The 20,934-nt window shown below is 62.6% G+C and carries 18 protein-coding genes and 1 tRNA gene; 11 read left to right on the top strand and 8 right to left on the bottom strand.

Annotated elements, in window-relative coordinates; all coding sequences use genetic code 11:
* Positions 1-313: 313 nt before the first annotated feature.
* On the bottom strand, positions 314-1,462 hold the full coding sequence (gene dgoD, locus ACAX43_RS06320; protein WP_370707546.1) for a galactonate dehydratase: 1,149 nt from the start codon (positions 1,460-1,462) through the stop codon (positions 314-316).
* A gap of 209 nt (positions 1,463-1,671) precedes the next feature.
* On the opposite strand from dgoD, the gene ACAX43_RS06315 reads away from it, so the two are divergent.
* Complete coding sequence (locus ACAX43_RS06315) at positions 1,672-2,361, top strand: FadR/GntR family transcriptional regulator (protein ID WP_370707545.1); 690 nt, start codon at positions 1,672-1,674, stop codon at positions 2,359-2,361.
* A gap of 43 nt (positions 2,362-2,404) precedes the next feature.
* Here the strand turns inward: ACAX43_RS06315 and ACAX43_RS06310 are convergent, their stop codons facing one another.
* Positions 2,405-3,943: a DHA2 family efflux MFS transporter permease subunit gene (locus ACAX43_RS06310; protein WP_370707544.1), complete on the bottom strand. Its 1,539-nt coding sequence runs from the start codon at positions 3,941-3,943 to the stop codon at positions 2,405-2,407.
* Positions 3,944-4,079: 136 nt separating this feature from the next.
* Between ACAX43_RS06310 and ACAX43_RS06305 the strand changes: the two genes are divergently transcribed.
* Positions 4,080-4,523 carry a MarR family winged helix-turn-helix transcriptional regulator gene (locus tag ACAX43_RS06305; RefSeq protein WP_370707543.1) on the top strand — a complete coding sequence of 148 codons (444 nt, stop codon included), beginning with the start codon at positions 4,080-4,082 and terminating at the stop codon, positions 4,521-4,523.
* Positions 4,524-4,623: 100 nt separating this feature from the next.
* Here the strand turns inward: ACAX43_RS06305 and ACAX43_RS06300 are convergent, their stop codons facing one another.
* The 5 genes from ACAX43_RS06300 to ACAX43_RS06280 form a co-directional block, all read right to left on the bottom strand.
* On the bottom strand, positions 4,624-4,974 hold the full coding sequence (locus tag ACAX43_RS06300; RefSeq protein WP_370707542.1) for a hypothetical protein: 351 nt from the start codon (positions 4,972-4,974) through the stop codon (positions 4,624-4,626).
* A gap of 84 nt (positions 4,975-5,058) precedes the next feature.
* Positions 5,059-5,135, bottom strand: a tRNA-Met gene (locus ACAX43_RS06295).
* Positions 5,136-5,221: 86 nt separating this feature from the next.
* Complete coding sequence (locus ACAX43_RS06290) at positions 5,222-6,880, bottom strand: MFS transporter (protein WP_370707541.1); 1,659 nt, start codon at positions 6,878-6,880, stop codon at positions 5,222-5,224.
* Positions 6,881-7,109: 229 nt separating this feature from the next.
* Positions 7,110-8,648, bottom strand: a complete 1,539-nt coding sequence (locus ACAX43_RS06285) for a sensor histidine kinase N-terminal domain-containing protein (RefSeq protein ID WP_370707540.1) — start codon at positions 8,646-8,648, stop codon at positions 7,110-7,112.
* Positions 8,649-8,657: 9 nt separating this feature from the next.
* On the bottom strand, positions 8,658-9,434 hold the full coding sequence (locus tag ACAX43_RS06280; protein WP_370707539.1) for a response regulator: 777 nt from the start codon (positions 9,432-9,434) through the stop codon (positions 8,658-8,660).
* Between the two features lie 231 nt (positions 9,435-9,665).
* Between ACAX43_RS06280 and recA the strand changes: the two genes are divergently transcribed.
* From recA to ACAX43_RS06240, 8 genes are all read left to right on the top strand, one after another.
* Complete coding sequence (recA, locus tag ACAX43_RS06275; protein WP_370707538.1) at positions 9,666-10,742, top strand: recombinase RecA; 1,077 nt, start codon at positions 9,666-9,668, stop codon at positions 10,740-10,742.
* 292 nt (positions 10,743-11,034) lie between these two features.
* Positions 11,035-11,676 (top strand): recombination regulator RecX, encoded by a 642-nt coding sequence (gene recX / locus ACAX43_RS06270; protein WP_370707537.1) that lies wholly within the window; start codon positions 11,035-11,037, stop codon positions 11,674-11,676.
* Positions 11,677-11,852: 176 nt separating this feature from the next.
* Complete coding sequence (locus ACAX43_RS06265; RefSeq protein ID WP_370707536.1) at positions 11,853-12,617, top strand: DUF2889 domain-containing protein; 765 nt, start codon at positions 11,853-11,855, stop codon at positions 12,615-12,617.
* Complete coding sequence (sucC, locus tag ACAX43_RS06260; RefSeq protein ID WP_370707535.1) at positions 12,614-13,783, top strand: ADP-forming succinate--CoA ligase subunit beta; 1,170 nt, start codon at positions 12,614-12,616, stop codon at positions 13,781-13,783. The genes ACAX43_RS06265 and sucC overlap by 4 nt, the downstream gene beginning before the upstream one ends.
* A 124-nt stretch (positions 13,784-13,907) precedes the next feature.
* A complete protein-coding gene (gene sucD, locus ACAX43_RS06255) occupies positions 13,908-14,789 on the top strand; it encodes a succinate--CoA ligase subunit alpha (protein ID WP_370707534.1) in 882 nt (293 codons plus the stop codon).
* Positions 14,790-14,936: 147 nt separating this feature from the next.
* On the top strand, positions 14,937-15,647 hold the full coding sequence (locus tag ACAX43_RS06250) for a TerC family protein (RefSeq protein ID WP_370707533.1): 711 nt from the start codon (positions 14,937-14,939) through the stop codon (positions 15,645-15,647).
* A 198-nt stretch (positions 15,648-15,845) separates the two neighbouring features.
* Positions 15,846-16,469, top strand: coding sequence for a pilin (locus ACAX43_RS06245; protein WP_370707532.1), 624 nt, complete (start codon positions 15,846-15,848; stop codon positions 16,467-16,469).
* A gap of 136 nt (positions 16,470-16,605) precedes the next feature.
* A complete protein-coding gene (locus ACAX43_RS06240) occupies positions 16,606-18,390 on the top strand; it encodes a PglL family O-oligosaccharyltransferase (RefSeq protein ID WP_370707531.1) in 1,785 nt (594 codons plus the stop codon).
* 58 nt (positions 18,391-18,448) lie between these two features.
* Here ACAX43_RS06240 and moaC read toward each other — a convergent pair whose 3' ends face one another.
* The gene (gene moaC, locus ACAX43_RS06235) at positions 18,449-18,925 is read right to left on the bottom strand and encodes a cyclic pyranopterin monophosphate synthase MoaC (RefSeq protein WP_370707530.1); all 477 of its coding nucleotides are present in this window, start codon (positions 18,923-18,925) and stop codon (positions 18,449-18,451) included.
* A 226-nt stretch (positions 18,926-19,151) separates the two neighbouring features.
* Here moaC and ACAX43_RS06230 point away from each other — a divergent pair, with 226 nt between their 5' ends.
* The gene (locus tag ACAX43_RS06230) at positions 19,152-20,867 is read left to right on the top strand and encodes a M48 family metalloprotease (RefSeq protein WP_370707529.1); all 1,716 of its coding nucleotides are present in this window, start codon (positions 19,152-19,154) and stop codon (positions 20,865-20,867) included.
* The last annotated feature ends 67 nt before the right edge of the window (positions 20,868-20,934 follow it).

Genomic DNA, 20,934 nt, shown 5'->3' with positions numbered 1-20,934 from the left:
ATGGTCCCCGATGCATTTGTCATTTGAATGCATTTGAGCAAAGAGCTTGCCATGCGTATGTCTGATGCCGAACAAACGGCTTGAAAGCCTTTTTGAGTAAGGCTTTGCGCGATACGCGAGGAGGTTGTGCGAGAGCGTGGAAAGGCGTTTTCCGATCTTTGTGGTCCGGGATGTTACGTAACTGCGACGGCGCGCGTCACGCCACCGTAACGCGCTGAGGGCCACGAAGCGCTTTGAAAGAAGCCTCAGCGCCGTGCAAAACAAAACGCCGCCCGCAGGCGGCGCTCCGTCACGCAATCACGCAGTTACGCAATCACCATTCGGCGACGCTGCCGTCCTCATGGCGCCACACCGGATTGCGCCAGCGGTGGCCGACCTTCGCCATCTCGCGCACCTTCTCTTCGTTGACTTCGATACCAAGGCCCGGGCCTTGCGGAATCGACACGAAGCCGTCTTCGTATTTGAAGACGTCGGGGTTCCTGATGTAGTCGAGCAGGTCGTTGCCCTTGTTGTAGTGAATGCCCAGGCTCTGCTCCTGGATGAACGCGTTGTAGCTGACCGCATCGATCTGCAGGCAAGTGGCCAGCGCGATCGGACCGAGCGGGCAGTGCAGTGCGAGCGCGACGTCGTACGCTTCGGCCATCGACGCGATCTTGCGGCACTCGGTGATCCCGCCCGCGTGCGACGCGTCCGGCTGGATGATGTCGACGTAGCCACCCGACAGGATGTGCTTGAAGTCCCAGCGCGAATAAAGACGTTCGCCCAAAGCGATCGGCGTGTTGGTCTGATTGACGATGTCGCGCAAGGCTTCCGCGTTTTCCGAGAGCACCGGCTCTTCGATGAAGAGCAGCTTGTACGGATCGAGTTCTTTCGCCAGCACTTTCGCCATCGGCTTATGCACGCGGCCGTGGAAGTCCACGCCGATGCCGATGTTCGGCCCGACCGCTTCGCGTACAGCGGCGACGTTGTTGATGACGCCTTGCACCTTGTCGAACGTGTCGATGATCTGCAGTTCTTCCGAACCGTTCATCTTCACCGCCTTGAAGCCGCGCTCGACCACGGCGCGCGCATTGTTCGCGACGTCGCTCGGACGGTCGCCGCCGATCCACGAATACACCTTGATCTTGTCGCGCACCTGGCCGCCGAGCAGCGCATGAATCGGCACGCCATGATGCTTGCCCTTGATGTCCCACAGCGCCTGGTCGACGCCGGCGATTGCGCTCATGGTGATCGGGCCGCCGCGGTAGAACCCCGCGCGGTACATCACCTGCCAGTGGTCTTCGATCAGGAGCGGGTCTTTGCCGATCAGATAGTCGGACAGTTCCTCGACGGCGGCCGCCACCGTGTGCGCGCGGCCTTCGACCACCGGTTCGCCCCAGCCGACGAGGCCTTCGTCGGTCTCGATCTTGAGGAAGCACCAGCGCGGCGGAACGATGAAGGTTTCAAGCTTGGTGATTTTCATGGTGTGCGTCTCCTTACTCGGGTCCCATGCGGAATATTTCGAGGATTCACATGCTACAACAAAAGCTCGCTTAAGTACTATTAATAGTACTATCTGGCAAATGTTGGTCATCGCGGGACGGAATCGAAGCGGTCGGTGTGCCGGTCGAGATACCGGATAATCGCGGTCGTTCGGTCTCAGTCCCGATATCAACAGCGCCGCAAGGCCGTTTGGAGAAAGCTATTCAGCACGATTTGCATGGGCGCGTCGCCCATCTGCTGGCGACCGCGATTCTGCGCGGCGACTATGCGCCCGACTCGATCCTGCCGCGCGAGGCGGAGTTGATGGACACCTTCGGCGTAAGCCGCACGGTGTTACGCGAGGCGCTGCGCACGCTGACGTCGAAAGGGCTGATCGAATCGCGGCCACGGGTGGGCACGCGGGTACGGCCGAAACACGCGTGGAATCTGCTCGATGTCGACGTGCTCGACTGGTACTCGCGCGTTGCGGAACCGATGGCATTCGCGCTCAAGCTGCAGGAAATGCGCGAGATGATCGAGCCGTACGCAGCGGGTCTCGCGGCGGCCTCGCACACGGACGACACCTTCAATGCGCTGGCGGCGGCACACGCGTCGATGGTCGGCGCGCGCAATGTCGATGAATGGGTGCGTGCCGATCTGCAGTTCCATTTGAGTGTGCTGACGGCATGCAGCAATGAGTTACTGATTCCGCTCGGCACGCTGATCGAGCGCACGCTCGAAGCGCAGTTACGGCTGAATGCGAAACGCGCGGACGTGTTCAACGCGTCGCTGGCCGAGCACACGGCCGTGTTCGAAGCGATCCGTGACCGTGATGCCGCCGCGGCGCGAGAGGCGATGGCGGGATTGCTGGGCGTGACGCGCGGAAGAATCGAAGGGTGAGCACGGAGCGAACGCGCCGCGCGCCTCGTTCGACTAACCTTTGCTAGTCCATCGCAGCGTGCGCCACCGACGCATCCGGCGCGTGGTGCGCCGGCCGGATCAACAGCAGCAGTGGAATGACCAGCAGTGTCGCCACGAACATCAGCTTGAAGTCGTTCAGATAGGCGATCATCGACGCCTGCTGTGTGATCGACGCGTTCAGCGCCGCCATGCCGTAGTTCGAGCCGCTGTTGAGCATCGGCTGGATCGCCGGATTGAAGGGCGTGATATTCGCCGCGAGATCCGCGTGGGACACCTGCGTGTTGCGCGTCATCAGCGTCTGCACGATCGAGATGCCGATACTGCTGCCGATATTGCGCATCAGGCTGTACGTCGCTGTGCCGTCCGCGCGCAGTTGGGGCGTCAGCGTCGAGAAGGTCAGCGCGCTCAGTGGCACGAACACAAGGCCCAGGCCGAAACCCTGAATCACGCCGGGCCAGACGATATCCGACTCCGACAGCACGATCGTGTAATGCATCATCTGCCATAGCGCGAACGCTGAGATCAGGAAGCCGGCGAGCAGCAACAGCCGCGCATCGACCCGCTTCAATAGCCGCCCGGCGAACAGCATTGCGACCATCGTTCCCGCGCCGCTTGGCGCGGTGACCAGACCCGTGGTCGCGACCGGATAGTTCATCAGGTTTTGCAGCATCGGCGGCAGTAACGCGCGCGTCGCATACATCACCGCGCCGATCACGAAAATGAACAACGTGCCGGTGGCGAAATTCGGGTCCCTCAGCAACTCGTATTTGAAGAACGATTTCTTGCCGGCCGTCGCCGTATGCACGAGGAAGAACGCGAAGCTGATCGCCGCGACGAGTGCCTCGATGACAATCTCATGCGAGCCGAACCAGTCGAGTTGCTCGCCGCGGTCGAGCATTGCCTGCAGCGCGCCGATGGCCAGACCCAGGGTGGCGAAGCCGAACGCATCGAACTTCGCATCGTGCTTCGGTTCACGCGAGGGCAGGAAGGTCGCCACGCCGAACAGGGCGAACGCGCCGATCGGCACGTTGATGAAAAACACCCAGCGCCAGTTGTAGCTATCGGTGAGCCAGCCGCCGAGCGTCGGCCCGAGAATCGGCCCGACCATCACGCCCATGCCCCACACCGCCATCGCCTGGCCCTGTTTTTCGCGGGGATTGATGTCGAGCAGGATGGATTGCGACAGCGGTACCAGCGAGGCGCCGAAAATCCCCTGCAGCAAGCGCGACGCCACGATCTGCGCGAGTGTTTCCGACAGTCCGCACAGCGCCGAGGCGACCGTAAAGCCGCCGATCGCGAAGATCAGCAGTCGCTTGACGCTCAGCCGGTCGGAGAGCCAGCCGGTGAGTGGCGTGGCGATCGCGGCGGCGACGATGTACGAAGTCAGCACCCATGTGATCTCATCCTGCGACGCGGACAGCGTGCCCTGCATGTGCGGCAACGCGACGTTGGCGATGGTGCTGTCGAGCGTCTGGATCAGCGTCGCGAGCATGATCGAGACGGTGATCATCGGCCGGTTGAGCGGCGCGGCGGCGCTCGTCGGCGGGGAGTCGGAGGACATGGGGAGTGGGGTCTTCGATATAATAAGCATGCTTAGTATATCGGCTGCACGGGCGTGCGCCCACCAGGAATTATGCCGAGCCCGAATTGCGTCCGTGTCGACGATGACAGACCCAAGCCTTTCGTATAATCCGCGCATGACAACCCAACTCGAAGAACGTTTCGGCTTTCTGATTTCCGACGTCGGCCGGCTGACGGGCAAGCGTTTCGACGATCTCGCGAAGTCATCGGTCGATTTGACGCGCGCGCAATGCCGCGTGCTGGCCAACCTCGCCCATTACGGCGACGTCAATCAGGCGCGGCTCGCGGATCTGCTCGAAGTCGCGCCGATTTCGGCGGGGCGCTTGCTGGACCGCATGGAGGAGGGCGGCTGGATCGAGCGCACGGCCAATCCGCAGGATCGCCGCGAGCGCCAGGTGCGCATGACGCCGAAGGCCGAGCGCACGCTCGGCAAGGCGCGCAAAGTGGGCGATGAAGTCGCGCTCGAAGCGCTGAACGGTTTTACCGACGAAGAGGCGAAGCAACTCATCGGGTTGCTGCAACGGGTGCGCGGTAACCTGAGCCGGTTGGTGGATCGGTGAAGCCCCGCCGGCTGAACTGAGTCTGCCGACGGTTGCCATGCATGAAGCCGGCTGCGCTCGCGAGTGAGAGTGTAGAGCGCTGACTGCCGCGAGCGCTCGGCTACTTGACTTCGGAGGCTGCCGCCGCGCCCGACGGCTGGACCAATTCGAAGCAGGCGGCTGATACGGCCGGCGTTTTCGTTTTCGGTTCCGGTTGCTGCGGATCGATGCATTTGAAGGCGCTCTGATCGCGCTGGACGAAAATCGTATCGGCGGAGCCGGCATCGCCGTGGGCACGGTTCACTACCGCGACGATTTTGTAGCCGTCCTGCAGCAACGTCGAAAGCGTGATCGGACTGGCGCGCCACTGGCTGTCGGGCGGTGTTTGAGCGTTGACGGTGAGCGCGGACGCAGCGCCCAGAAATGTGATGGAAGCGGTGGCCACGGCGAGCGTGGCAGTGCGGAACGTCATCAAGAAACCTCCTTGAAGTTGCTGTTTGGAAAGCCAAAACAAAAAAGCCGCTGACCTTGTGGATCAGCGGCTTTTTCTTGCAACTGGTGGCGAATCAGGGACTCGAACCCCGGACCTGCGGATTATGATTCCGTCGCTCTAACCAACTGAGCTAATTCGCCGAAAGAAGCGAGATTATGAGGATAGGGCTGGGGGCTGTCAACCCCCGCCACGCAAGTTTTTTAAATTGCCCTGTCCGTCAACCGTGTCAGTCCCTCGCGTAAATGTCCGAGTCCTTGGTTTCCTTGACGAACAACATGCCGATCACGAAGGTGATGAGCGCGATCACGATCGGATACCACAGCCCCGAGTAGATGTTGCCCTTCGCCGCGACGATCGCGAATGCGGTTGCCGGCAGGAAGCCGCCGAACCAGCCATTGCCGATGTGATACGGCAGCGACATCGAGGTGTAGCGGATGCGCGTCGGGAACATTTCCACCAGCATCGCGGCGATCGGCCCGTACACCATGGTCACGTAGATCATCATGATCGTCAGGATCACCACGCTCATCGGCCAGTTGATCTGCGACGGATCGGCCTTCGGCGGGTAGCCGGCGGTTTTCAGCGTCGTGGCGAGGGTCTTGTCGAACACTTTGCCCTGGTCTTTCGCGTCGGCTGCCTTGCCGTCATAGGTGTTGATCACGGTATCGCCGACCTTGATCTCGGCCAGCGTGCCCGCCGGCGCGGCGACGTTCTCGTAGTTCAAGCCTGCCTTCGACAGCGCGCTCTTTGCGATATCACACGAGCTCGTGAACTTTGCCGTGCCGACCGGGTTGAACTGGAACGAGCACTCGTCCGGATTCGCGATCACGACGATCGGTGCCTTGGCTGTAGCAGCCTCCAGTGCCGGGTTCGTGTAGTGCGTGAGCGCCTTGAACAGGGGAAAGTAGGTACAGGCGGCGATCAGCAGGCCGGCCATGATGATCGGCTTGCGGCCGATGCGATCCGACAGCGAGCCGAAGAACAGGAAAAACGGCGTACCGATCAGAAGCGCGACGGCGATCAGGATGTTGGCGCTGGTGCCGTCGACCTTCAGCGTCTGCGTCAGGAAGAACAGCGTGTAGAACTGACCCGTGTACCAGACCACGGCCTGGCCGGCGGTCAGGCCGATCAGCGCGATAATCACGATCTTCAGGTTCTTCCATTGACCGAACGCTTCGGTCAGCGGCGCCTTCGAAGTCTTGCCTTCCGCCTTGATGCGCTCGAACACCGGCGACTCATGCAGTTGCAGGCGAATCCACACCGACACGCCAAGCAGGATGATTGACGCGATGAACGGAATGCGCCAGCCCCAGTCGCCGAATGCGTCTTCGCCCATGGTCTTGCGCACGCCGAGAATCACCAGCAGAGACAGGAACAGACCGAGCGTGGCGGTCGTCTGGATCCATGCGGTGTAGAAGCCGCGGCGTCCCCGTGGCGCATGTTCCGCGACGTAGGTTGCCGCACCGCCGTACTCGCCGCCGAGCGCGAGACCTTGCAGCATCCGCATCGCGATGAAGATCACCGGCGAGGCAATGCCGATCGACGCATAGCCCGGCAGGAAGCCGACCAGGAACGTCGACAGACCCATGATCACGATCGTGATGAGGAACGTGTATTTGCGCCCGACCATATCGCCGAGGCGCCCGAACACGATCGCGCCGAACGGCCGCACTGCGAAGCCCGCAGCGAAGCTGAGCAGCGTGAAGATGAAGGCGGCAGTCGGATTGACGCCGGAGAAAAAGCTTTTGCTGATGAAGATCGCGAGCGAGCCGGCCAGATAGAAGTCGTACCACTCGAAAACAGTACCTAGCGACGACGCGAAAATCACCCGCTTCTCTTCGTGCGTCATCGGCACGTGCGAGATTTGCCCGCCAACGGTAGCCATATGTTGTCTCCAATATTGATATGTACACGCGGTCCGCCGGCAGAGGCGTTCCCGTGGAATCGATTATTGGAGTGGAAACTTACGGTGTACTGACGTGGCGGGGTGAAATGGACGCTTCGGTGTGTTGACGGAAATTCGTCCAAAATCTGTCAACTGACATCCAAATTATTTCAACGTGCGGATAAGTTGTCTCTATATGGTGGGTTCTGATGGGTGGGTGCGAGCGGTCCTAGGGTAAGTCCCGTGCCCGTTCGAGCACCTGTAAGCTGACACGCACGAGCGTTCCAGCAAGCCGCGGCGAGGTTTGATAGACGTTATCCTCGATCGTCAGCTCGCCGCCGTGCATGGTCGTGATCTCGCGAACAATGGCGAGCCCAAGACCGCTGCCGTCACCTTCACGGCCGAGAATCCGGTAAAAGCGCTCGACCACCCGCGAGCGCTCGGTCGCCGGAATGCCGAGCCCGGTGTCTTCCACTTCCAGATGCACGCGCCGCGCCGTCGCGTCATGCCGCACGCGTACGGTGATGCGGCCGCCGGCCGGCGTGTAGCGGATCGCGTTGTCGATCAGATTCGACAGCATTTCACGCAGCATGACCGGATTGCCGTCGACTTCGACCGGCTCTTCGGGCGCTTCGTAGCCGAGGTCCATCTGCTTGGCGAGCGCGGCCTGCACCCAGTCGCGCACGGCATGACGTGCCATCTCCGTCACCTCGACCGGTGTGAAAATTTGCCCCGACATGCGGTTTTCCGCGCGCGCCAGCGCCAGCAACTGGGTGACGAGGCGCGCCGCCTGTTCCGAGCTGGTGGCGATCTGCTCGAGCGAGCGGTGGACTTCCGCGGAGGCGTCTTGTCGCAACGCCAGTTCGGCCTGGGTGCGCAGCCCGGCCAGCGGCGTTTTCATCTGATGCGCGGCGTCTGCGATGAAGCGCTTTTGCAGCTCCATGTTCTGTTCGAGGCGCGTCAGCAGATCGTTGAACGACGTCACCAGCGGCTCGATTTCCGGTGGCGCGCGGCGTGCCTCGAGCGGCGACAGATCGTCCGGGCGGCGCGCCCGGATGTGCGCCTGCAGGGCGTGCAAGGGAGCCAGCCCGCGCGACAGGCCGAACCACACCAGCAGGATCGCCAGCGGCAGGATCACGAACTGCGGCAGGATCACGCCTTTGATGATGTCGTTGGCGAGCTGGCTGCGTTTGTCGAGCGTTTCGGCGACCTGTACCAGTACCGGCTGGGCGCCGGGCGTCTGCGGAAACTCGACGGTCGTATAGGCGACGCGGATATCGTTGCCGCGCAGCACGTCGTCGCGGAATTCGACAAGGCCCGGCGGCGGCCGGTCTTCCTCGTGCGGCAGCGGCATGTCGCGCTCGCCGCCCACCAGTTCGCCGCGCGTGCCGAGCACCTGATAGAACACGCTGTCGACGTTATCGGCGCGCAGAAAGTCGCGCGTGGAGTCGGGTAGCGACAACTCCGCCACGCCGTTGATCGGGTGGATCTGGCGGGCGAGCACATAGGCGTCGGTTTCGAGCGCGCGGTCGAAGGGGCCGTTGGCGATCGACTTGGCGACCAGATAGGTGACCGCGAGGCTCATCGGCCACAGCAGCAGTAGCGGCGCCAGCATCCAGTCGAGGATCTCGCCGAACAGCGAGCGGGGACGCGCTTCGGCAGCGGCTTCGGTTTCGTCGGGCGGGGCGAACGGATTCGCGTAGCGCTCGTCGCGCGCCTCGTCGAGGTCCGCCGCGTGCGCCGTAGCGCGGTCTGCGCGTGCGGACATGGGCGTCCTCTATTTGTAGTGGTGGCTCGCCGGCATCGCGCCGGAGGGCGGCGAGGCGGTCGGGTCGGGCTCGGCGGGTGCCTGCGTCACGATCGCGTTGGCGTTCACGTTCGGGGGCAGTGCGGCTTTCTCGAGGCAATAGCCGAGGCCGCGTACGGTGATGATGCGCACGCCGCTCGGCTCGATCTTCTTGCGCAGCCGGTGCACGTAGACCTCAATCGCGTTGTTGCTGACTTCTTCGCCCCATTCGCACAGATGGTCGACGAGCTGTTCCTTCGACACCAGCCGGCCGATCCGTTGCAGCAGCACTTCGAGCAGACCCAGTTCGCGCGCCGAGAGGTCGATCACCTGCTCATTGACATAGGCGATCCGGCCGACCTGATCGAACGACAGCGAGCCATGCCGGACCACCGTCGGGCCGCCGCCCGCACCGCGCCGCGTCAGAGCGCGCACGCGTGCTTCGAGTTCGTTGAGCGCGAAGGGTTTGGCCATGTAATCGTCGGCGCCGAGGTCGAGGCCTTTGACGCGTTCGTCGACGCTGTCCGCGGCGGTCAGGATCAGCACCGGCATGTTCGAATTGCGCGCGCGCAGGCGGCGCAGCACCTCAAGCCCGGACATGCGCGGCAGGCCCAGATCGAGAATCAGCAGGTCGAAAGTCTGCATCGACAAGGCGGTGTCCGCTTCGACGCCGCTCTTCACGTGATCGACGGCATAGGCCGATTGGCGGAGTGATCGAATCAGACCGTCCGCGAGTATGCTGTCGTCTTCGGCAATCAGAATTCGCATGGTGCGCCAACCTGGCCTTGCCGGCACCGTGGGGTGTCCCCCGGCGCACAGCGGTCTCCGAAATTATTGTGGGTAGTTGGGCAGTGCGACGGTAAAAATGCGCGTTCGCATGAGAATCGCGCTTGCCAAAACTACTGTTTTTTTATACAGTGTCTGGGTTTCGTGTGCTGTCCTCTAAGAACGGGCTGCACATCTGCCTCAGACGCCGTTCATCATAGCAAAGGACGATTCATGGAAGAAAGCAAGAAAGGCTCGGCTGGACTGACTGCTGAAAAGAGCAAGGCACTCGCTGCCGCACTCGCGCAGATCGAAAAGCAGTTCGGCAAAGGGTCGGTCATGCGGCTCGGCGCAGGTGAGGCGGTCGAAGATATCCAGGTGGTCTCAACGGGATCACTCGGCCTCGACATCGCGCTGGGCGTCGGCGGTTTGCCGCGTGGCCGTGTGGTCGAAATTTATGGTCCGGAATCGTCCGGTAAAACCACGCTGACGTTGCAAGTCATCGCCGAAATGCAGAAGCTCGGCGGCACGGCAGCGTTTATCGACGCGGAACACGCGCTGGATATCCAGTACGCGGGCAAGCTCGGCGTGAACGTCAACGACCTGCTGGTTTCGCAACCGGACACCGGCGAGCAGGCGCTTGAAATCGCCGATGCGCTGGTGCGTTCGGGCTCGATCGACATGATCGTGATCGACTCGGTCGCGGCGCTGGTGCCGAAGGCTGAAATCGAAGGCGAAATGGGCGACTCGCTGCCGGGTCTGCAAGCGCGTCTGATGTCGCAAGCGTTGCGCAAGCTCACTGGCACGATCAAACGCACCAACTGCCTTGTGATCTTCATCAACCAGATCCGTATGAAGATCGGTGTGATGTTCGGCAACCCGGAAACCACCACGGGCGGCAACGCGCTGAAATTCTACGCGTCGGTGCGTCTGGACATTCGCCGGATCGGGTCGATCAAAAAGAACGACGAAGTGATCGGTAACGAAACGCGGGTGAAGGTGGTGAAGAACAAGGTTGCGCCGCCGTTCCGCGAAGCGATTTTCGACATTCTGTACGGCGAGGGCATTTCCCGTCAGGGCGAAGTCATTGACCTGGGTGTGCAAGCGAAGATCGTCGACAAGGCCGGCGCCTGGTACAGCTACAACGGCGAACGTATTGGTCAGGGTAAGGACAACGCGCGCGAATTCCTGCGCGAAAATCCGGACATCGCTCGTGAGATCGAAAACCGTATCCGCGAATCGCTGGGCGTGAATGCCATGGCGGAAGTGACGACCGGCGCGGCCGCTGAAGTCGCGGGCGAAGAAGAGTAATCAGCACGTGATACGCAAGGGCCGGCCGTTGTCCAACGCTGGGCGCAACGCGGACGGCCCGCGTGACGGTGACGACGATTCGACCGAATCGTCGTCTTCAACCTCGTCACCAACATCCTCGTCATCGACCTCCCGGTCCACCCGTTCGTTTGGGCGGTCATCGGGAAACTCGTCTGGAAGTTCATTCGGCAAGTCCTCTGGAAGCTCGTTCGGGCGTTCCACCTCGCGTTCGCCACGCTATCCGGCCGGCAACTCATCGCCCCAGCGCTCATGCGCGTCAGATCCCGATTCCTTGGCCGCAAACGGCGACGCCGATCCCTTCGAGTCCTTCGACGCGCACGATCGCGCCGCAGGTCGTCAGCCCGAGTCTGACTCTTCCCCGCAAGCTGCAGCGGACCCGTCGGAAACCACGTACACCCGCTCGCGCCGTGCACCTGGCGAGGCGAAATCGGATCAGGACGATTCGAAAAAATCCCAACGCCCAGCCCGTTCGCTAAAAGGACGCGCGCTCGGCTATTTATCCCGGCGTGAATACAGCCGCTCCGAACTGGCGCGCAAGCTGAAACCGTTCGTCGAAGAAACCGATTCGCTCGACACCTTGCTCGACGTGCTTGAAAGCGAAAATTGGCTGTCGGATTCGCGGTTCGCGGAAAGCCTGATTCATCGGCGTTCGTCGCGGCTGGGTGCGAGCCGGATCGTCGGTGAATTGAAACAGCACGCCGTCGATCAGACGCTGGTTGAAGAGGCCGGCGCGCAATTACGCGAAACCGAAGTCGCGCGCGCCCAAGCCGTCTGGCGAAAAAAATTCGGCCAGCTTCCGCAAACGGCCGCCGAGCGGGCCAAGCAGGCGCGCTTTCTGGCATCGCGCGGTTTCTCCGGCGCGACGATCGGCAAAATCCTCAAGGGGATCGACGAGGAGTGGAGCGGCGACTAGCCGCGGGGCCCGGCGGGGCCCCGCCGGGGCCCCGCCGGGCCCCTTAGCCAGCCTCACTTCGAGATAAGGCCTCTCGCGCTCTCAGGCCTGCGGAGCGGCCCTGCGTATTCCCATCTGTCTCAAATACCCAGTATGCTAAAATTCTTAGGTTTTCAAATTCGGCCTTTCCTTTCCGCATGCCGCTCTCCCCGCCAGTGTCCCGTCAGTTGCGCCATCGTCGCGCAATCAGAGCGGAAGCCTATGAGCGAGCCGATGGCCTGTGGGATGTGGAAGCGTGCTTGACCGACGAAAAACCGCGCGATGTGGTGCTTGCGTCGGGCGTCCGGCCCAATGGTCAGCCGATTCATGAACTCTGGCTTCGCCTCACCATCGATCGCAAGCTCAACGTCGTCGACGCCGAAGCGTCGTCCGACTGGGTGCCCTATCCCGGGTTGTGCCAAGCCAGCAATCCCGCCTACCGTGCCCTCATCGGGCTCAATCTGTTCCACAACTTCCGTCGCGATGCCGCCCGTTTGCTGGCCGGCACGGCTGGCTGCACGCATCTCACCGAGTTGTGCGCGCTCCTGCCGACCGTCGCGATTCAGGCCTTCGCCGGCGACGTGTGGAACACCAATGAAGGCACGCCGGGCGAAAGCACGCCAGGCGCCGCGGCGAGTTCCGGGACCGGGCAGGCCAGAAGCAAAGACAGCACAGACGAGCATTCCAACGACAAACCGCCATTCCAGCTGGGACGCTGCCACGCGCTGCGTTTCGACGGCGAGGCGGTGCAACAGTTTTATCCGCGCTGGTATGGCCACGCGCCGCGTTCAGCGGATCGCGCGGCATCGTCAGGCGACGGGGCAGCCCGCCAGACAGGCGAGGGCGGCAATACGTCCGGCATGAACGACGGCAGCGGAAACGAAGTTCAATCCAACTCTCAGACTGAAGGGAATCACGCATGAAGATTCACGAGTACCAGGGTAAGGAAATCCTGCGGAAATTCGGCGTCGCGGTACCGCGCGGCAAGCCGGTCTTCACGGTGGATGATGCGGTCAAGGCCGCGCAAGAGCTCGGCGGCCCGGTATGGGTCGTGAAGGCTCAGATCCACGCGGGTGGCCGTGGCAAGGGCGGCGGCGTGAAGGTCGCCAAGTCGCTGGAACAGGTTCGTGAATACTCGAACCAGATCCTCGGCATGCAGCTCGTCACGCACCAGACCGGTCCGGAAGGCCAGAAGGTGAATCGCCTGCTGATCGAAGAAGGCGCTGACATCAAGAAGGAACTGTATGTCGGCCTCGTGATCGATCGCGTTTCGCAGAAGATCGTCGTGATGGCATCGAGCGAAGGCGGCATGGACGTCGAAGAAGTCGCGGAAAAGACGCCTGAGCTGATCCACAAGATCGCCGTCGACCCGTCCACCGGTCTGAAAGACGCCGAAGCCGACGAGCTCGCCACGAAGATCGGCGTGCCCGCCGCTTCGCTGCCGCAAGCGCGCGCGATCCTGCAAGGCCTGTACAAGGCATTCTGGGAAACGGACGCATCGCTGGCCGAAATCAACCCGCTGATCCTGACCGGCGACGGCAAGGTCATTGCGCTGGACGCAAAATTCAACTTCGATTCGAACGCCCTGTTCCGTCATCCGGAAATCGTCGCGTATCGCGATCTGGACGAAGAAGATCCGGCTGAAGTCGAAGCGTCGAAGTTCGACCTCGCGTACATCTCGCTCGACGGCAACATCGGCTGCCTCGTGAACGGCGCTGGCCTCGCCATGGCGACGATGGACACCATCAAGCTGTTCGGCGGCGAACCGGCGAACTTCCTCGACGTGGGCGGTGGCGCCACGACCGAGAAGGTCACGGAAGCGTTCAAGATCATGCTGAAGAACCCGAACCTGACCGCGATTCTGGTCAATATTTTCGGCGGCATCATGCGCTGCGACGTGATCGCGGAAGGCGTGATCGCGGCGTCGAAGGCCGTGTCGCTGAAGGTGCCGCTCGTGGTCCGCATGAAGGGCACGAACGAAGACCTGGGCAAGAAGATGCTCGCCGAATCCGGCCTGCCGATCATTGCGGCAGACAGCATGGAAGAAGCGGCTCAGAAGGTCGTCGCGGCCGCGTCGGGCAAGGCGTAAGCCTAGTCCACGGCTTTTGCCAGGATTAACCAGGATTACGAATGGCGGCGCGTGAGCGACGCGGGCGAAGAACATTCCGCCTCGTGGCGCACCAGCGCGACGCCAAACGAACAGAGGTCAATACATGTCGATTCTGATTAACAAAGACACCAAGGTCATCACGCAGGGCATCACCGGCAAGACCGGTCAGTTCCACACGCGTGCTTGCCGTGAATACGCAAACGGCCGCGAAGCGTTCGTTGCAGGCGTGAACCCGAAGCGTGCCGGCGAAGATTTCGAAGGCATTCCTATCTACGCTAGCGTCGCTGAAGCCAAGGCTGAAACGGGCGCGACCGTATCGGTGATTTACGTTCCGCCGGCAGGCGCTGCGGCTGCGATCTGGGAAGCGGTTGAAGCCGACCTGGATCTGGCGATCTGTATCACGGAAGGCATCCCCGTCCGTGACATGATCGAGCTCAAGGCCCGTATGCGTGCCGAAAACCGCAAGACGCTGCTGCTCGGACCGAACTGCCCGGGCACGATCACGCCGGACGAGCTGAAGATCGGCATCATGCCGGGTCACATCCACCGCAAGGGCCGCATCGGCGTCGTGTCGCGTTCGGGCACGCTGACGTATGAAGCAGTCGGCCAATTGACGGCGATCGGCCTCGGCCAATCGTCGGCAGTGGGTATCGGCGGCGACCCGATCAACGGTCTGAAGCACATCGACGTGATGAAGATGTTCAACGACGATCCGGAAACGGACGCCGTCATCATGATCGGCGAGATCGGCGGTCCGGACGAAGCGAACGCTGCGGAGTGGATCAAGGACAACATGAAGAAGCCGGTGGTCGGCTTTATCGCCGGTGTCACCGCGCCTCCGGGCAAACGCATGGGCCACGCCGGCGCGCTGATCTCGGGCGGTGCGGACACGGCTGAAGCCAAGCTGGAAATCATGGAAGCCTGCGGCATCACGGTGACGAAGAACCCGTCGGAAATGGCGCGTCTTCTGAAGGCGATGCTGTAAAAACGAAATTCGCGCGCAGTCACGGCGCGTTTTTTGATACGCTTACGAAATCCTTTCGTCAGTGTGCGGTTTGAAAAAGCGGGGGAGTTTTAGACTCCTCCGCTTTTTTATTGGCTGCGTGTCCGATTTCTTCTTATTTTTTCAGCCATGCTCGAGTTCTTCGCCACGCTCCATTGGGGCGCAGTCATTCAGATCATTGTCATCGACATCCTGTTGGGTGGCGATAATGCGGTCGTGATCGCGCTTGCTTGCCGCAGCCTGCCGGCCGCTCAGCGTACAAAAGGCGTCTTGTGGGGCACGGCCGGCGCCATCGTGCTGCGCGTCGCGCTGATTGCGTTCGCTGTGGCGCTGATGGACGTGCCGTTGCTGAAATTCGCCGGCGGCCTGCTGCTGCTGTGGATCGGGGTGCGTTTGATGGCGCCCGCGCACGACGTGCACGAGAACATCAAGCCAGCCGACAAGCTGATGTCGGCGATCAAGACCATCATCATCGCGGATGCGGTGATGAGCCTCGACAACGTGATCGCAATTGCGGGCGCCGCCGAGGCGGCTGATCCGGCGCACCGTCTCGCGCTGGTGATTTTCGGCCTGGTGGTGAGCATTCCGCTGATCGTGTGGGGCAGTCAGTTGGTGCTCAAGCTGCTCGACCGCTTTCCGATCGTCATCACGCTCGGCGCCGCTTTGCTTGGCTGGATCGCGGGCGGTCTGATCATCAACGACCCGGCCGGCGACCGTTGGCCGATCCTGGATTCGCCGGTGGCCGAGTACGGCATGAGCATCGCTGGGGCGGTGTTCGTTGTGATCCTTGGGTATGTGCTGAAACGCCGTAACGCAAATCGTGCGGCGGCGCGAAGCTGACCTGACCTGAGCTTGAGTCGAACGCGGCAACGGCAACAGCGCGGCGGCCTGAGCATGGAGCCGCCCCCGAGCCGATCGCCGCCGCGCTAACGCAACGTTAGCCATTCGGCTGACTGTGTGAAACGAGCGCCGCTGGCTACGATTGAAACGCCTGTCCCGATTCGAGGGGCAGGCGTTTTTTGTTTCAGGAGCCTGCCCATGATCGTTACCTTGCCGTATTCCCCTTATTCACAGACCACGCTTTCCTTAAGGAGCGCATTCGGACCAGCGCGCTGGCCTTCTCGGCTTGCGCGAGCCTGCCGGCGCCTCGGCTTCGGCTTTACGCTGATCGAACTGATGATCGTGCTGGCGATTGTCGGCGTGATCGCGGCCTACGCGATTCCGGCGTATCAGGACTATCTGGCCCGCAGTCGCGTGGGCGAGGGTCTTTCGCTGGCGGCATCCGCGCGGCTCGCGGTGTCCGAAAACGCGGCTAGCGGCAATGCGTTCGGCGGCGGTTATGCGTCGCCGCCGGCCACCCGCAACGTCGAGTCCATTCATGTCGACGACGACACCGGCCAGATCACCGTCGCGTTCACGACGCGCGTCGCGCCTGCCGGTTCGAACACGCTGACCTTGGTGCCGTCGGTGCCGGACAATGCCGATGCGCCCACCGCGCGGATCGCTTTGAGTAAGGGCGCAGTGCAGCCTGGCGCAGTCACCTGGGAATGTTTTACCGGCGGCAAAACGGCCTCCTCGTTGCCTGCTCCAGGCGCCGGGCCCGCACCTGGCGATGCGCCGTCCTTGCCGTCGAACCTTGCACCTCCGGAGTGCCGCGCGTGAGCGATGGCGAGGGTGATCGGATGAGTCGCGGCCCGCACGTAGAACGCTGATTTTCGGGATATTTCAGCCCAGCCGGCGCACAGCAGGAGGATTTTTTTGTATAGTGCGCCGGTTGCTGACGCCCTCCGGTTATTCGATGCCCACCCCATTTGCGCGCTACCTGTCTCTCATCCTGTTGGCTCTTGCGTTGGTGCTGCCTTATGCAGTCGTCAACCACACGTATCCGATTCCGACGTTCTACGCTGAATTCACGGCGCTCGCGCTGTATCTGTTGACGGGCGCGGGTGTCGCGCTGCTGGTGTGGAGCGCGAGGCCGCGCATTTCGTTTGCGTCGCCGGTCGTGGCGCTCGTGCCGTTGCTGTTCGGGCTCGTGCTGGTGGCGCAAGCGGTGCTGCTGCCGGTCTCGCAGCCGTCGATGAACTGGCTCGGCGGCGGTTACCTGCTCGCCGCATTCATGGCAACGCACACCGGCTACGGCTTCACGCGCGCCAAGCTCAACGAAACAGCGCTGCGCTGGGCGGCCGGCGCGTTGATTGCCGGCGGCCTGTTTGCGGTGTTCTGTCAGATCATCCAACTGTTTCACCTCGAGACGCGAGTGTCGCCGCTGGTCGTTGCCTATAACGTGACCGTCGAGCGCCGGCCGTTCGGCAATATGGCGCAGGCGAACCATCTGGCCACCTATATTGCGTTTGCGATGGCGGGTGCGCTCTTCCTCGTGCAGACACGCCGGCTTGCCGTCAGCATCTGGCTGCTCGTGTCGACGATTTTCGCTGTTGGACTCGCACTGACCGTATCGCGCGGCCCCTGGCTGCAAATGGGCGTGATCGTGGTGGCGGGTTTCTGGATGGCGTTCGCGCAGACGCGTAGTCAGCCGCTCCCCCGCCGCAGCAATCGCGAGTGGCTGATCCCGATTGCGTTGGCGGCGCTGTTCATCGGGATCAACGCCTTGATTCGCTGGGCGAACGTGCACTACCACCTGGAACTGGGACAGTCCGCCGCCGAGCGCTTCAAGGACGCGGGCCAGATCGCCCCGCGCCTCGCGCTCTGGAAGTACGGCTGGACGATGTTCAAGACGCATCCGCTGCTGGGTGTCGGCTGGGGCGAGTTTCCGAGCTACCAGTACGAGTTTGCGAAGACGCTGGGCGGGGTCGAGATCGCGAACAATTCGCACGACATCTTCATCGACCTGCTCGCGAAGACCGGCTTGATCGGCCTCGCGATCGTGCTGTTCGGCCTGATCACCTGGCTGGTGCGCGTGGTGCGCGCGCCGCAGAGCGCCGCGAGGGTGTTCGGCATCGCGCTGATCGGCGTGCTGGTCATGCACGCGCTGGTCGAGTATCCGCAGCAATACATGTTCTTCCTGCTGCCGGCGATGTTCGTGTTCGGGTTGCTGGAGACGCGCCCGTTGCGCCTCGTTCCTGGCCGGCTGTCGTTCGGCGCGTTTGCGGTGGTGGTGTTCGGCGGCCTGGCCGCGCTGTATCCGGTGTATCGCGATTACGCGCGCGCCGAGGTGCTGTATTACGGCTCGCGTCCTGCCGAGCAGTATCGCGCGGACCCGTCGTTCCTGTTTCAGGCGTGGGGCGAGTATGGCCTCGCGACGCTGCTGCCAATGAATTCGATGGATCTGCAACACAAGCTCGCGATGCACAAAAAGGCGATGGCGCTGCTGCCGGGCGAAACCGTGCTGCGTCGGTACGCGGTGCTGCAAGCATTGAGCGGCGATACGGCGGGAGCGTTCGACACTGTCGAGCGCCTGAAGATTTTTGCTCAGGAGTTGAAGGACTGGCCGTCGCAGTTGGGCTATCTGTACGAACTCTGCGACGAGCAGAAGACGCTGACCGGCTTCAAGGCGGAGTTGGTCAAGCGCTACGGCATGCCGCCGGGCGACGTCAATCAGGACGACGACAGCGACGAGGATTGAATCGCCGCTTTCGCTTCAAAGCTTTAGAGGGAGAGCGAGGCGACGGCGGTGGCTGTCATCAAGCCGCCACCCAATCGCCCGATTTCCCGCCGTGTTTTTCGAGCACTTTCACATCGGTGATCGTCATCCCGCGATCCACCGCCTTGCACATGTCGTACACCGTCAGCAGTCCGACCTGCACGGCGGTTAGCGCTTCCATCTCCACGCCCGTGCGTCCCAGCGTTTCGACCTGCACCGTGCAATGCACGCCAGGCAGCTTTTCATCGAGCTCGAAGTCCACTTTGACGCGCGTCAGCGCAAGCGGATGACATAGCGGGATCAGATCGGCGGTGCGCTTCGAACCTTGAATCGCAGCGATGCGCGCGATACCGATCACGTCGCCCTTCTTGGCGTTGCCGTCGCGGATCAGCGCGAACGTCTCCGGCAGCATGCGAATCGAGCCGCGCGCGACGGCGATGCGCTTGGTCTCCAGCTTGCTGCCGACGTCCACCATATGTGCCTGGCCGGCAGCGTCGAAATGAGTGAGTTCAGGCATGGTTGGGCTCCTTCAGAGGGCGCCTATCATAGCAGCGCGGCAAGGGTCAGACATCTGGGGCCGCGCCGACCCGAGGGTCGCCTTGCGAGGTTACACCTGACGGCCGCAACGCCCGGGTCATCGAATCTCCCCGACTCGTCGCGACGACTGATTACAATTGCCCTATGCCCGCTATCTTAGTCCGAGCGGCGGGCGTCGCTTTTCGACTTCGTTATCCGACCTCGCGATGCGTCCGAACCGGTTCCTTGCTGCGTTGTTGTCTGTCACGCTCGTGGCGCCACCCGGCGCTTACGCGCAATCGCGTGGCGTATCGAGCGCGAGCGTCGCGCTCAATATGCAGTCCGCGGAACCGCCGTTGGAAAGCGGGCCGCTCGCCTCCTACGCCGATCCCATCGTGCCGCCTGACATCGCGCAAGGCGTCTTTGGCGTCTATGGCGGCGCACAGAGCCGCTTCTCCGGCAACTCCAGCGCGAACCTGGGTTGGCGTGCACCGATCGTCACGCAACAACTGCCCGATCTCGGCAACGGCGGCTCCGGCTCGCTGACGCCACAAGCCGAGCGCAAACTCGGCGAGCGCGTGATGCGCGAGTTGCGCCGCGACCCCGACTATCTCGACGACTGGCTGGTGCGCGACTACCTGAACTCGGTCGCCGCGAAACTCGCCGCGGCGGCGAGCGCGTTATACATCGGCGGCTATCGTCCGGACTTCGAGCTGTTCGCGGTCCGCGACACGCAGATCAACGCCTTCTCGTTGCCGGGCGGTTTTATCGGCGTGAACACCGGTTTGATCGTGACGACGCAGACCGAGTCCGAACTGGCCTCCGTGCTCGGCCATGAGATGGGGCACGTCTTGCAGCGGCACATTTCGCGGATGATCACCACCGGCGAGCGCAGTTCCTATGCCGCGCTCGCCGGTCTGCTGTTCGGTATTCTGGCGGGCGTGCTCGCGCACAGCGGCGACCTCGGCAGCGCGATTGCGATTGGCGGCCAGGCCTATGCGATCGACAACCAGTTGCGTTTCTCGCGCTCCGCCGAGCATGAAGCGGACCGCGTCGGCTTTCTGCTGCTGGCCGGCGCCGGCTACGACCCTTATGCGATGACGACGTTTTTCGGCCGCCTCGATCGCGCGGCGATGAGCGACACGGGCATACCGGCCTACGCACGCACCCACCCGCTGACTGGCGAACGGATTGCCGACATGGAAGACCGTGCCCGTCGCGCGCCTTACCGGCAGCCGCATCAGACGTCCGAATATGGTTTTGTGCGGGCGCGGGCGCGCTTGCTGCAGGACCGTTCGCGCAGTGAATACGCCGATGAGATTTCGCGCCTGCGCTCCGAAATCGAGGATCGTATGGCGGTGAACGTCGCCGCGAATTGGTACGGGATTGCGTATGGGCAGATGCTGCTTGAGCGTTACGACGATGCGGCGGCGTCGCTGGCTTCATCGCGTGCCGCGTTTGCCGCCGGCGAACAGGGCGAAGGGGAGCCCATGCGAAGTTCGCCGAGTCTCGACGTGCTGGCTGCCGACATCGCGCGCCGCGCCGGGCGTGATGAGGAGGCGGCCCGTCTTGCCGCGTTTGCACAGAAGCGCTGGCCGCAGTCGAACGCCGCGATCGACATGCATATCCGAACGTTGCTGACTTTGAAGCGATTTGCCGACGCGCAGGCTCTGGCTCGGAAGGAAACGCGTGCACAATCCGATCAGCCTGCCTGGTGGATGTATCTTGCGCAGGCAAGCGCCGGCAGTGGGGATGCGTTGACGCAGCATCGGGCGCTGGCCGAAAAATTCGCGCTCGAGGGGGCGTGGCCGTCGGCCATCCGGCAACTGAAGGAAGCGCGTGATCTGAAGGCGATCGGCTACTACGATCTCGCCACCGTCGATGCCCGGTTACATGAAATGGAGAGCCGCTACAAAGAGGAACGGCTTGACGAGAAGAGTTAGTGGCTGCCGGCCTTCGCTATCTCTGACCAGAACGTAGCCTGTGCAAAGGACTCAGGCGTTAGGCACG

The sequence above is a fragment of the Paraburkholderia sp. IW21 genome (assembly GCF_041321145.1).
Classification (GTDB): Bacteria; Pseudomonadota; Gammaproteobacteria; order Burkholderiales; family Burkholderiaceae; genus Paraburkholderia.
This window is presented reverse-complemented; position numbering and strand designations above follow the sequence as displayed.

Bases quoted from the DNA above. Each gene is read 5' to 3' on its own strand.
- dgoD (WP_370707546.1), bottom strand. From the start codon at position 1,462: ATGAAAATCACCAAGCTTGAAACCTTCATCGTTCCGCCGCGCTGGTGC.
- ACAX43_RS06310 (WP_370707544.1), bottom strand. From the start codon at position 3,943: ATGTCCTCCGACTCCCCGCCGACGAGCGCCGCCGCGCCGCTCAACCGG.
- ACAX43_RS06305 (WP_370707543.1), top strand. From the start codon at position 4,080: ATGACAACCCAACTCGAAGAACGTTTCGGCTTTCTGATTTCCGACGTC.
- ACAX43_RS06300 (WP_370707542.1), bottom strand. From the start codon at position 4,974: ATGACGTTCCGCACTGCCACGCTCGCCGTGGCCACCGCTTCCATCACA.
- ACAX43_RS06290 (WP_370707541.1), bottom strand. From the start codon at position 6,880: ATGGCTACCGTTGGCGGGCAAATCTCGCACGTGCCGATGACGCACGAA.
- ACAX43_RS06285 (WP_370707540.1), bottom strand. From the start codon at position 8,648: ATGTCCGCACGCGCAGACCGCGCTACGGCGCACGCGGCGGACCTCGAC.
- ACAX43_RS06280 (WP_370707539.1), bottom strand. From the start codon at position 9,434: ATGCGAATTCTGATTGCCGAAGACGACAGCATACTCGCGGACGGTCTG.
- recA (WP_370707538.1), top strand. From the start codon at position 9,666: ATGGAAGAAAGCAAGAAAGGCTCGGCTGGACTGACTGCTGAAAAGAGC.
- ACAX43_RS06265 (WP_370707536.1), top strand. From the start codon at position 11,853: ATGCCGCTCTCCCCGCCAGTGTCCCGTCAGTTGCGCCATCGTCGCGCA.
- sucC (WP_370707535.1), top strand. From the start codon at position 12,614: ATGAAGATTCACGAGTACCAGGGTAAGGAAATCCTGCGGAAATTCGGC.
- sucD (WP_370707534.1), top strand. From the start codon at position 13,908: ATGTCGATTCTGATTAACAAAGACACCAAGGTCATCACGCAGGGCATC.
- ACAX43_RS06250 (WP_370707533.1), top strand. From the start codon at position 14,937: ATGCTCGAGTTCTTCGCCACGCTCCATTGGGGCGCAGTCATTCAGATC.
- ACAX43_RS06245 (WP_370707532.1), top strand. From the start codon at position 15,846: ATGATCGTTACCTTGCCGTATTCCCCTTATTCACAGACCACGCTTTCC.
- ACAX43_RS06240 (WP_370707531.1), top strand. From the start codon at position 16,606: ATGCCCACCCCATTTGCGCGCTACCTGTCTCTCATCCTGTTGGCTCTT.
- moaC (WP_370707530.1), bottom strand. From the start codon at position 18,925: ATGCCTGAACTCACTCATTTCGACGCTGCCGGCCAGGCACATATGGTG.
- ACAX43_RS06230 (WP_370707529.1), top strand. From the start codon at position 19,152: ATGCGTCCGAACCGGTTCCTTGCTGCGTTGTTGTCTGTCACGCTCGTG.